Annotated in this window: 9 protein-coding genes; 6 read left to right on the top strand and 3 right to left on the bottom strand. The window is 68.8% G+C overall.

Translation table 11 applies throughout. From position 1 onward, the window contains the following. Positions 1-63: 63 nt before the first annotated feature. On the bottom strand, positions 64-945 hold the full coding sequence (locus NOW55_RS17260; RefSeq protein ID WP_256401350.1) for a PhzF family phenazine biosynthesis protein: 882 nt from the start codon (positions 943-945) through the stop codon (positions 64-66). A gap of 128 nt (positions 946-1,073) precedes the next feature. Beyond that, positions 1,074-2,003, bottom strand: a complete 930-nt coding sequence (gene rnz / locus NOW55_RS17255; protein WP_256401349.1) for a ribonuclease Z — start codon at positions 2,001-2,003, stop codon at positions 1,074-1,076. 162 nt (positions 2,004-2,165) lie between these two features. Here rnz and NOW55_RS17250 point away from each other — a divergent pair, with 162 nt between their 5' ends. From NOW55_RS17250 to NOW55_RS17230, 5 genes are all read left to right on the top strand, one after another. Further along, the gene (locus NOW55_RS17250) at positions 2,166-3,344 is read left to right on the top strand and encodes a DUF4382 domain-containing protein (protein ID WP_256401348.1); all 1,179 of its coding nucleotides are present in this window, start codon (positions 2,166-2,168) and stop codon (positions 3,342-3,344) included. Positions 3,345-3,745: 401 nt separating this feature from the next. Beyond that, positions 3,746-7,009 (top strand): S8 family serine peptidase, encoded by a 3,264-nt coding sequence (locus tag NOW55_RS17245; protein WP_256401347.1) that lies wholly within the window; start codon positions 3,746-3,748, stop codon positions 7,007-7,009. 149 nt (positions 7,010-7,158) lie between these two features. Further along, complete coding sequence (locus NOW55_RS17240; RefSeq protein ID WP_256401346.1) at positions 7,159-7,875, top strand: cohesin domain-containing protein; 717 nt, start codon at positions 7,159-7,161, stop codon at positions 7,873-7,875. A gap of 42 nt (positions 7,876-7,917) precedes the next feature. Then, positions 7,918-8,928 carry an AAA family ATPase gene (locus NOW55_RS17235; protein ID WP_256401345.1) on the top strand — a complete coding sequence of 337 codons (1,011 nt, stop codon included), beginning with the start codon at positions 7,918-7,920 and terminating at the stop codon, positions 8,926-8,928. 185 nt (positions 8,929-9,113) lie between these two features. Continuing rightward, a complete protein-coding gene (locus NOW55_RS17230) occupies positions 9,114-9,554 on the top strand; it encodes an acyl-CoA thioesterase (protein ID WP_256401344.1) in 441 nt (146 codons plus the stop codon). Here the strand turns inward: NOW55_RS17230 and NOW55_RS17225 are convergent. Continuing rightward, on the bottom strand, positions 9,551-10,603 hold the full coding sequence (locus NOW55_RS17225) for a methyltransferase domain-containing protein (RefSeq protein WP_256401343.1): 1,053 nt from the start codon (positions 10,601-10,603) through the stop codon (positions 9,551-9,553). The genes NOW55_RS17230 and NOW55_RS17225 overlap by 4 nt on opposite strands. A gap of 229 nt (positions 10,604-10,832) precedes the next feature. Here NOW55_RS17225 and NOW55_RS17220 point away from each other — a divergent pair, with 229 nt between their 5' ends. Beyond that, complete coding sequence (locus tag NOW55_RS17220) at positions 10,833-11,393, top strand: TATA-box-binding protein (RefSeq protein ID WP_089731057.1); 561 nt, start codon at positions 10,833-10,835, stop codon at positions 11,391-11,393. The last annotated feature ends 29 nt before the right edge of the window (positions 11,394-11,422 follow it).

Raw genomic sequence — 11,422 nt, 5'->3', positions numbered from 1 at the left:
TAAATTTCGCGGGCACCGCACCGTCGACGGTACGGTCGTTCGTCGCGTGTGTCGTTTCCGGACTCAGTACAGCTCGCCGCGTGCGACCGGCACGACCCGGCCACCGACCTGCACCTCGATCTCACCGTCTCCGTCGCTCCCGTCTCGCTCCCCGGCGACGAGGTGGAGCAGCGACGGCCGGCTCATCTCGTAGCCCTGCTCGACGACCGCGTCGAGCGGCTCGTCCCGGTGCCGGACCAGGTAGCCCGCGAGACAGCCGTTCGAGGAGCCCGTCGCCGGGTCCTCCGTCACGCCGTAGAACGGCGCGAACACGCGGTCGGCGTAGTCGTGGGCCGGGTCGCGCGGCTCCGGACAGAACGCGAGCACGTTCTTCCCGTCGTGGTCGCCCGTCAGCGCCGCGTAGCCGTCGAGGTCGACCTCGGCACGTTCGAGGGCAGCGCGGTCCTGGAGGGGGACGACGACCGTCGGCAGCCCGGTCGACACCCACTGGACGGGGAGGTCATCTCGCACGTCCTCCGCGGAGAGGCCGAGCGCGGCGGCGGCCGTCTCGCGGTCGAACGTCTCGCCGAACTCGGGCGGCTGCTGGTTCATCCAGTACAGCGGGTCGTCGGACTCCCCCTCGACGCGGACCGGCACGTCGCCGACTTCGAGGTGGAGGGTGACCGGGTCCGGGTCGTCATCCGCGAGGTGCTCGCGGACGACCGCCGCGGTCCCGAGCGTCGGGTGGCCCGCGAACGGGATCTCGCTGTTGGGGGTGAAGATGCGCACGTCCCAGCCCTCGTCGTCGCTGCCGGTGACGAACGTCGACTCCGAGTAGTTCATCTCGTTGGCGACGGCCTGCATCTCGTCGGTCGAGAGGTCGCCCGCGTCCGGGATCACCGCGAGCTGGTTCCCGGCGTAGCGTTCCGTGGCGAACACGTCGCAGAGGTGGAACTCGTGGGGCATGGCTGAAGATGCGACCGCGACCGTGAAAAACGAACCCGCCCCGCGTCAATCACCCACACGGTGTCGGCGGCGGCGCGGGCACTGTCACCGGGGTGGGCATCGGCGCAGGTGCGGGCGTCGGGGGCGGCTCACTCCCCGTCCGGGTACGGAACCTCGACGGTGTCGCCGTCGTCCGGAATCAGCAGTTCGCCGTCGAACGCCTCCCGAGCTTCCGCGCGGTGATGCTCGACATCGTTGGCGTAGCGCGAGGAGACGTGCGTGAGCGCGAGCCGCTTCGCCCCGGCGCGCTGGGCGATCTCTCCGGCCTGCTTCGCCGTCGAGTGGCCGGTCTGGCCGGCGCGGTCGCGGCGGTCCTCGGCGAACGTCGCGTCGTGGACCAGCAGGTCGGCGTCCTCGGCGGCCGCGACGGTCGCGTCGGTGGGCTGTGTGTCGCCGGTGTAGACGAACCGTCGACCGGGTCGGGGGTCGCCCACGACCTGGTCCGGGGTGACGACCGTGCCGTCGTCGAGCTCGACCGCGTTCCCCTCGTGCAGTTCCGAGAACTTCGGGCCGACCGGAACGCCCAGCTCCTCGGCGTGTGCGCGGTCGAACCGGCCCTTCCGGTCGTCCTCGACGAGCGCGTAGCCGACCGCCGTCGTCCGGTGGTCGACGTGGAACACGCGGATCTCGTACTCGTCGCGGCGCAGGGCAACATCGCCCGCACTCACCTCGTGGACGCGGACCGGGAAGGAGGGTCGCGCGCCGGTCGCGCTGACGAGGTTCTCGACGAGCTGCCTCTCGCCGGGGGGGCAGTGGATCGCGAGCGCGGCGTCGCGCTCGTTGAAGTCCATGGTCTGGACCAGTCCCGGGATGCCCAGCACGTGGTCGCCGTGGGTGTGCGTGACGAAGATGTGGTCCACCGAGAAGCCCGTCCCGAAACGCATCATCTGGCGCTGGGTCCCCTCGCCGCAGTCGAAGAGGAAGCCGTCACCCTCGCGCTGGCAGTAGATGGCGGTGGGGTTGCGCTGGGTGGTCGGCACGGCCCCGCTGGTCCCGAGGAAGGTCACGCGCATCGACATGGTACACCGTCAGCCGGGGACCGGTAAACCGGTATCGAAACGGTCGACCCGCAGTTGAAACCGTTCACGACCGTTCAGAACCGCCAATCCGGTTGAATCCGACCAAACCCTCCGCAACCGAGTTCCCGGTTTATGCCCCCGGAGCCGTCAGGGACAAGCACGATGTCACGACCAAATGCACTGCTCGCAATCGCACTGGCCGCCCTCCTCGTGACCGCCGGATGCCTCGGCGGCATCACCGGTAGCGGGGACGGCGCGAACTCGGACGACGACGCCAGCGTGTCGTTCTACGTGAGCGACCGCCCGGGTGCCATCGACCAGTTCGAACACCTCAACGTCACCATCACCGCGGTCGGCTTCCACCAGGCCGACGAGAGCGGTGACGATTCGGACGAGAGCGATGGCGACGACTCCGACGACGAGCGCGACGATATCGAGAACGAGACCACCGACACCCTCGAGGACGCGAACGAGACGGCCACCCAGACCGAGACGAACACGACCACCGAGGCACCGGAGACGGAGACCGACGACTCGGACAACAGCACCGAAACCGAGAGCAACGACGGCGACGACGCCGAAGACAGCGACGACTCCGACGACAGCGAACCCGGCAGCGAGTCGGAGGACTGGGTCACGCACGAGGTCGACAACCGCACGGTCGACCTGACCGAGCTGCAGGGCGCGAACGCCTCCCGGCTCACCGACTTCAACATCAGCGCCGGCGAGTACGACAAGGTGTTCGTCCACGTCAGCGACGTGCAGGGCACCCTGGAGAACGGTGAGCAGGTCGACGTTCAGCTCCCGAGCGACAAGCTCCAGATCAACAAGCAGTTCACCGCCGAGTCCGGCTCGAACCTGAGCTTCGTGTTCGACATCATGGTCCACGAGGCCGGCAACTCCGGGCAGTACATCCTCCGCCCGGTCGTCAGCGAGTCCGGTACCGGTGACCAGGTCGAGATCGACGACGTCGATGCAGAGGACGACGAGGAGCGCGGCCCGCCGGAGGACGCGGGTCCCGAGAACGACGACGATGATAGCGACGACAGCGACGACTCCGACGACAGCGACCTCGAACTCGCGGTCGACGGGCAGGTCCGCGCCGGTGAGAACGTGACGCTGACCGTCACCGGGAACGACGACGCCGCCGTCGCAAACGCCACCGTGAGCGTCGGCGGCGAGGCGGTCGGCACCACCGACGCCGACGGCACCATCCAGCTCACCGTGCCCGACGACGCCGAGGAGCTCGAGGTGACCGCCACGACGGCCGACGCCGAGACCGAAACGTCGTGGCCGGTCCGCGGCGACGGCGGCCAGAGCAGCCTGACGCTCCCGGTCTGACTACGACACGACCGGCCACCATTTATTTACACGGCGAATCCCCGAGATAGTTTCCGGCCACCCCTGTTTTCACCGCCGTTAACGAGCGCGTTAACTACCCCACCGGGCGATTCTCTGGGCAAACCCGCCGGTTCTCAACTAATGGAAATGACCATTAGAGAGCCCGGAGAACGGGATTTCGTTCGTTCCATGTGACCGTGCAACGAGGACGGCCGAGGGAGTGGGCAAACCCGCCCACCGATGCACGGACCTGTACCTCGTTTCGACACGTTTCGATTACACCACCGTTATCTGGAAATTAACTTTGGTAGCGTAGAAAGGAGTGCGACGTGCTGCGGGAACGACTCTCGCAGGGGGAAAGGATGAATCGGAAACTCCTAGCACTACTGCTCGCCAGTCTGATGGTATTCGGATTCACGACTCCGTACGTTGCGGCCGGAGCGCCATCCGCCCAGCAGACAGGCACTTCGACAGATATCGTACAGGCAGGCGTCAGCGACGACGTCGCCACCAGTACCGTTTCACCCGACGAGAGCGGCTCGTCGGTCGCATCAATCGACCCGGCACTCCAGAGTGCCGACGGCTGGGTCGACGTCGTCGTCCGGCTCGAAGAGGCCGAAACCAGCGCCTCGATGAGTCAGGACGCCGTCGTCAACACCCTCCAGCAGCAGGCCCAGCAGACCCAGGAGCCCGTGATCAACCGTGCCCACGAGATGGAGGGCGTCCGCTACGTCAACTCCTTCTGGATCACCAACGCCGTCCTGCTCCGGGTCAACACGAACGAGGTCGACCTCGACACGTTCGCGCGCATGGACCGCGTCACGCAGCTCCACGCGAACTTCGAGCTGGCCCTCCCGGAGACGGAGCGGGGCAGCGCCACCAGTGACGGGGTCTCGTCCGACGACTACAACACGACCTACGGGCTCGACCAGATCAACGCGACCGAGGTCTGGGACGAGTACGGCACCATGGGTGAGGGCGTCAGCGTCGCCGTCCTCGACACCGGTGTCGACCCGGACCATCCGGACATCCAGATTCAGAACGAGAACTGGGCCGAGTTCGACTCGAACGGCGACCAGGTTCCGGGCAGCGAACCCCACGACACCGACACGCACGGTACCCACACCTCGGGCACCGTGACCGGTGGCAACGCCAGCGGCGAGTACATCGGCGTCGCACCCGAAGCGACGCTGTACCACGGTCTCGTCATCCCCGGCGGCGGCGGCAGCTTCGCCCAGGTCGCCGGCGGGATGCAGTGGGCCGTCAACGAGAGCGTCGATGTCATCTCGATGAGCCTCGGCGCCAGCGGCTACTACACCGAGATGATCGAGCCGTCCGAGAACGCCCGCGACGCAGGCGTCATCCTCGCCGGCTCCTCCGGCAACAGCGGCGAAGGGACCAGCGGCTCGCCCGGCAACGTCTACCCGAACATCGCTGTCGGTGCCTCCGACGAGAACTACGACATCGCGAGCTTCTCCAGCGGTGAGGAGATTGACACCAGCTCCGCCTGGGGCAGCGCCGCACCCAGCTACTGGCCCGACAACTACACCGCACCGAACGTCGCCGCGCCCGGCGTGGCGGTCAAGAGCTCCGTCCCCGGCGGCGGCTACGCCGAGTACGACGGCACCTCCATGGCCGCCCCGCACGCCGCGGGCGCGTTCGCCCTGATGCTCTCCGCCGCGGGCGACCTTCCGCGTGAAACCGCCATCGACGCGATGGAGGACACGGCGTGGAAGCCCGACGGCTGGAGCGAGCCCGGCGACGAGTACGACACTCGCTACGGGCTCGGCATCATCGACGTCGCGGCCGCGACGGACCAGGTCGCCCTCGAACAGGGCATCAACGGCACCGTCACGGACGCCGACGGGAACGCACTGCAGGGCATCACCGTCTCCACCGACCAGGACTTCTCGGACACGACCGACGCATCCGGTGCGTACTCCGTCCTCTCCGAGACCGGCTCGGTCGACGTGACCGCCGACGGCTTCGGCTACGAGGCGGCCACCGCGACGGTGACTGTCCAGAACGGCACCTACGCCACGCAGGACTTCTCGCTGGCCCCGACGCTCGACGTCCAACTGGTCAGCCCGCAACCCTCGGCCATCGAGGGCGGCGAGAGCCTCAGCGCGACCGCACAGGCCGCGAACCTCGAGTCCTACACCGCCGAGCTCGGCGAGGGCTACGACGAGGCCAACGCGACCCTGTACGTCAACGGCGACGAGGTCCCGTGGGGCCAGCCGGTCACCTTCGACGAACCGACCGACGTCACCGCAACGGTGACCGTCGAGACGACCGCGGACACCAGCGGTACCGTCTCGGTCGTCCACACCTTCGAGGGGCTCAACGAGTCCATCGAGGTCACGACCGGCCCGACCCAGGTGTTCGAGGAGTTCACCCAGGTCGGTGTCGTCGACGACGACGGTGACTACGGACAGGCGGTCAAGGGCACCCTCCAGGAGTACCTGCCCGCCAACTACCAGGTGTCGGTTATGACCTCCGACGAGGCCATGAACAACGTCGAGACGTACGACAGCTTCGTCGTGCAGAACATCGACGAGTCCAACGGCGAGGAGTTCGCGACCGCCACGAGCGCGGTCACGACCGGCGTCGTCTGGCTGGACAACTGGGGCAGCGACAGTAACGGTGTCCCGGTCCGCTCGTCCGCCATCGGCGACCCCGCGAACACCGGCGACGCGTTCGGTGACGGCGTCGTCTCCTACGCGGCGACCGCGGACCACCCGATCCTCGACGGCATCGTCGCACCCGGTGAGAGCGTCCAGCTCCACACCGCGACGACGTTCAACGACCACTCGTGGTTCGGCGGCTCCGACGCGACCACGCTCGCCGACCTCAGCACCGCCGACGCCGGCGTGAAGGGCACTGGCCTCGCGGTCGACGAGGAGCGCCACGCCGTGCTCGCATCCACGCTCGGCCGCGAGACGTTCGTCGAGGACCCCGCGTTCACCGACGCGGCAGACCAGATCCTCGCCAACTCGGTGGTCTGGGCGTCCGACACGCCCGAACCCGCCGGGACGGTCGACGTGACCGAGACGACGGTCCAGCCCGGTGAGACCGCGACGGTCACCGTCTACTCGGACGACCTCGAGGACATCTCCGGTTACCAGGCGACGCTCGAGTTCAACGCGAGCAAGCTCGAGGTCACCGACGTCACCGGCATCGACTTCGCCGACCCGGTGACCAACATCGACAACGAGAACGGCACCATCTCGATGGCCCAGGCCGGCGCGTCCGGTGTGAACAACCCCGAGATGGTCGAGATCGAGTTCGACGTGCTGATGGACGACTTCGGCCAGTCGGCCGAGGTCTCCTGGAACGTCGGTGGCTCGATGGTCACCTACCCGAACGGCACCGCGCCGCTCGTGGGCTGGTCCGGTGGCTCGGTCCAGACCGCCGAGTGTACGGCTGGTGACGTCAACTCCGACGGGTCGATCACCGTCCAGGACGCGACGCTCGTCCAGCAGTACATCGTCGGCCAGGAGCCGGCCAACTTCAACCCGAGCTGCGCCGACATGAACGGTGACGGCCAGATCACCTCCGCCGACGTGACCCTCATCCTCGAGGAGATCGTCGGCAGCAGCGTCTCGGCACCGCAGCCGATGACGGTCTCCGACCTCGTCGGCTCGCAGCTTCAGGCCGAAGCCTAACCGGGCCTCCACACCCTGTCGCACCGCTCGCCGACCACCTCGCATCCGTGCGAGGCCGTTTCGAAGACACCACGCGCGGCTTTGCGTACTGCCCGCTCGACGGGCACCACGGGCGGCCGGGGACACCCGGTCGCCGATTTCCACCACCCATGACCACGACCCACCTTCCCGACGGAACGACACTGCTGCTGGTAGCCCTCTGTCTCGCACTCGTGGCCGTCCCCATCGCGGCCACGCAGGAGTCCGCGACCCTCTCGCTGTCCTCGGCCGAAGCCGAGTCGACCAGCGACACCGTGACGGTCACGCTCGCGGCGGACGGCTCCAACGTCGCCGGCTACCAGGCCAACGTCACGTTCGACCCGTCGGTCGTCCAGGTGCAACGCGTCTCCGGGGCGGACTACTCCGACCCGGTGCAGAACGTGAACAACGAGGAGGGCTGGGTGTTCCTCACCCAGTCGCAGGCGAACGGGGTCGACGACCCACAGCTCGCGACCATCACGTTCGAGGTGGTCGGCGACGCGGGCCAGCGCTCGACCCTCTCGTTCGTCGAGTCCGACACCCGCATCAACGACGGGGCCGGTGAGCACGTCGACGCGAGCCTCGACAGCGGTGCCATCACGGTCGGCAGCAGCGCCGTCTCCGCCGACGAGAACGGCTCGATGGCGACCGACGACGCGGGCGACGACCAAGCCAACCAGGCCGACCAGCAGTCGACCCCCGACACGGCCGCGAACGGTGGCGACAGCGACGCTGTCGACGACGGCGACGCTACCGGGAACGGCACCGGCGTCTCGACGCCCGTCCTCGTCGGCGCGGGTGCCGCCCTCCTCGTCGGTGGCGTGTTGCTCGGTCGGCGCGCATCCTGAGAACCGACCGATTCTTACCGGGCGCTCGCCTACCGGCGCGTGATGGACGCGCCGCTGTGGACCGACGCCCACGCCCCGTCGCTCGAGGAGTTACCACAGCCGGACGCACGGGAGTACCTGCAGAAGGCGGTCGACGAGCCGCTGAACCTGCTGCTGCACGGTCCGCCCGGCGTCGGCAAGACCGCCGGGGTCCGGGCGCTCGGCCGCGAGGCCCACGACGACCCCGACAACGACCTCGTGGAGATCAACGTCGCCGACTTCTTCGGCCGGACGAAGACGGAGATCAAGAACGACCCCCGGTTCGCGTCGTTCCTCGACGGGAGGTCGCGGCTCTCGAAGCGCGACATGATCAACCACGTCCTAAAGGAGTCCGCGAGCTACGCGCCGGTGTCGGGCAGCTACAAGACGGTCGTGCTGGACAACGCCGAGGACGTGCGCGTGGACTTCCAGCAGGCGCTCCGCCGGGTGATGGAGCGCTACCACCGGACGACGCAGTTCGTCATCTGCACGCGGCAGCCGACGAAGCTCATCCCGCCCATCCGCTCGCGCTGTTTCCAGGTGCCGATGCGGGCGGCGACGAACGACGAGCTGGTGACGGTGCTCCGTCGTATCGTCGAGGCGGAGGGCGTCGACCACGACGACGACGGGCTGGAGTACGTCGCGGGCTACGCCGACGGTGACGTGCGCGAGGCAATCCTCGCCGCCCAGACCACCGTCTCCAAGGAGGACGAGCTGACGATGCAGACCGCCTACGAGACCCTCGGCGACGTGGGGACGCTCTCGACAGTCGGCGAGATGCTGGACGACGCAGAGGCCGGCGAGTTCACCGACGCCCGGTCGACGCTCGACGACCTGCTCGTCGACGAGGGCTACAGCGGGAGCGAGGTGCTGGAGGAGATCCTGACCGTCGGCCGCAAGCGCTACGACGGGGACCGGCTGGCGCGGCTCCACCGCCTCGCGGGCGAGGCCGACCACGACATGAGCGAGGGGACGAGCGACCGGGTCCACCTCGGGCACCTGCTGGCGGAGCTGGGGCGGGCGTCGACGGCGTAGTAGCGACTTCGTGACGCGATTCTCGCCGGGATGCTGGCGAACAGGCGACGCGTGAGCGTTCGGTCCGGGGCGCGTCGCACTCCCGCCTCGACCACCGGACCGCGGGGGTCAGACCACGCCGCGATTGCGGCGGTATCCCTGAAGAACCCTCGCCCTCTTTTGCGGCAGGGCGCGACGGTCCGGGTATGCAGGCAGTCTCCGAGACGCGGATCACGAACCGCCAGCGGGTCCAGCCGAACCACGCGAACAACTACGAGGCGGTCCACGGCGGCAACCTGATGAAGTGGATGGACGAGGTCGGCGCGATGGCGGCGATGCGCTTCGCGGGTGAGACCTGCGTCACGGCCGCGGTGGACGAGTTCTCCTTCGAGCGGCCGATTCCAGTCGGCGAGACGGCGCTCATCGACGCGTACGTCTTCGACGCGGGGCGGACGAGCGCCAGGGTGTTCCTGCGGGCGTACCGCGAGGAGCCGCGCTCGGGCGAGACGAAGCAGACGACGGCGGCGTGTTTCACCTTCGTCGCGGTGGACGACCACGGCGAGCCGGTGCCGGTGCCGTCGCTGCGGGTCGAGAACGACGAGGACGAACGGTTACAGGCGGCGGCGCGGGACGCGGTCGACACCTAGTCGAGCACGAGCACGTACCGGGTCAGCGAGCGGTGGACGCGGCGCTCGAACGAAGCCTCGACCGTCCAGCCGGCCCGCCGGGCGACGCCGGCCCAGGAGCGGTCGGCGACGACGACGGCGCGGTCGGCGACCCGACGAGATTCGGCGAGCGCGCCGGCGACGAGGTCGTCGAGCGCGTGGGTCTCGATCTTCGACTGGCGGCCGTAGGGGGCGTCGAAGACGGCCGCGTCGACGGCGTCGTCGACGAGCGGGAGCCGGGTGGCGTCGCCGCGGCAGACGTGCCAGTCGCCCGGTTCCGCGATGGGGTGGGCGTCGCCGTCGTCGAGGAAGTGCGCGAGGTTCTGGCGTGCGCCGTTCGCCATCTTCGCCTGGGCGTCGACGCCGACGACGTCCGCGCCGACGAGTCCGGCCTCGACGAGCACGCCGCCGGTGCCACACATCGGGTCGAGGATGCGACTGCCGGGGCCCGCGCCGGCGACGTTGGTGACGGCCCGGGCGAGCAGCGGGTCCATGCTGCCGGGCTGGAAGAACGGCTTGTCGGTCGGCTTGCGGTCGCCGAAGTCGCGGACGGATTCTGTGACGAGCCAGCCGAGGGCGCAGACGCCGGCCTCGCCGGCTGCGACGTCGGGTCCTTCGGGGGAGTCGTCCCCGTCGTCGCTGGCCGGCGCGAACAGCGCCCGGAGCTCGTGGTCGGGGTCGTCGAGGTCGACGGCGAACCCGCGGTCGACGAGCACCTGACCGAGCGCGCGTTCGGTGTCGCTGGTGGAGACGCCGGTGTCGCCGCGGACGTCCCGGGCACGGACGGCGACGGTGCCCTCGCGGTCGATGGGGGCGGCTTCCAGCAGGGCGACGGCGCTGTCGACGCTGGCGTCGGTCCGGCCGAGGAGCTCGCTCGCGCGGCGGGTGTAGGCGAGCCCGCGGACGCGGTCGGTGGCGACGCTGTGCGCGATAGCGAGGCCGCCACCGATGCGCTCGACGCCGGTGGCCGCGCTCGCGGCCTCGCAGGCGGCGAAGGCGTCGTCCTCGCCGCCGAGTTCCAGCAGGTACACGTCCAACCGTGTGCGAGGGCGGGCAATCAGCGTGTCGACTGTCGGGCGCGGCGCGTGTCGGCACGGGACCCTGCCACCGCCGGGGTGCTGACCGTTCAGGTCGACCGTTTATCGGCAGAATTGACCGATTCCGTCGCAGCGAATGGGCCGTCCAGTCGCTCGGTCTGGCGGCGTGCGGGCACGTGGCACCAACCTTTATAAACCTTAAATACGACTTTTAAGTCGAGTTATGACCGACCCCAAGGAGACTATAAATATCGAGAACGTCGTCGCCTCGACCGGTATCGGCCAGGAGCTCGACCTGCAGAGCGTCGCCATGGACCTCGAGGGGGCCGACTACGACCCCGAGCAGTTCCCCGGCCTCGTCTACCGCACCCAGGAGCCCAAGTCCGCCGCGCTCATCTTCCGGTCCGGGAAGATCGTCTGCACCGGCGCGAAGAGCACCGACGACGTCCACGAGAGCCTCCGCATCGTCTTCGACAAGCTCCGCGACCTCAACATCCAGGTGAACGAGGACCCGGAGATCGTCGTCCAGAACATCGTCACATCTGCCGATCTCGGCCGCAATCTCAACCTCAACGCCATCGCCATCGGCCTCGGGCTGGAGAACATCGAGTACGAGCCCGAGCAGTTCCCCGGCCTCGTCTACCGCCTCGACGAGCCGGAGGTCGTCGCCCTGCTGTTCGGCTCCGGGAAGCTCGTCATCACCGGCGGGAAGAAGCCCGAGGACGCCGAGCACGCCGTCGACAAGATCGTCTCGCGGCTCGAAGACCTCGGCCTGCTGGAGTAGCTCGACGGTTCCGTCGGCACCTGTTTCGC

The organism is Haloarchaeobius litoreus, assembly GCF_024495425.1.
Classification (GTDB): domain Archaea; phylum Halobacteriota; class Halobacteria; order Halobacteriales; family Natrialbaceae; genus Haloarchaeobius; species Haloarchaeobius litoreus.
This window is presented reverse-complemented; position numbering and strand designations above follow the sequence as displayed.

Coding starts and splice junctions, on each gene's coding strand:
- NOW55_RS17260 (WP_256401350.1), bottom strand. CDS start 945: ATGCCCCACGAGTTCCACCTCTGCGACGTGTTCGCCACGGAACGCTAC.
- NOW55_RS17250 (WP_256401348.1), top strand. CDS start 2,166: ATGTCACGACCAAATGCACTGCTCGCAATCGCACTGGCCGCCCTCCTC.
- NOW55_RS17245 (WP_256401347.1), top strand. CDS start 3,746: ATGGTATTCGGATTCACGACTCCGTACGTTGCGGCCGGAGCGCCATCC.
- NOW55_RS17235 (WP_256401345.1), top strand. CDS start 7,918: ATGGACGCGCCGCTGTGGACCGACGCCCACGCCCCGTCGCTCGAGGAG.
- rnz (WP_256401349.1), bottom strand. CDS start 2,003: ATGTCGATGCGCGTGACCTTCCTCGGGACCAGCGGGGCCGTGCCGACC.
- NOW55_RS17220 (WP_089731057.1), top strand. CDS start 10,833: ATGACCGACCCCAAGGAGACTATAAATATCGAGAACGTCGTCGCCTCG.
- NOW55_RS17240 (WP_256401346.1), top strand. CDS start 7,159: ATGACCACGACCCACCTTCCCGACGGAACGACACTGCTGCTGGTAGCC.
- NOW55_RS17230 (WP_256401344.1), top strand. CDS start 9,114: ATGCAGGCAGTCTCCGAGACGCGGATCACGAACCGCCAGCGGGTCCAG.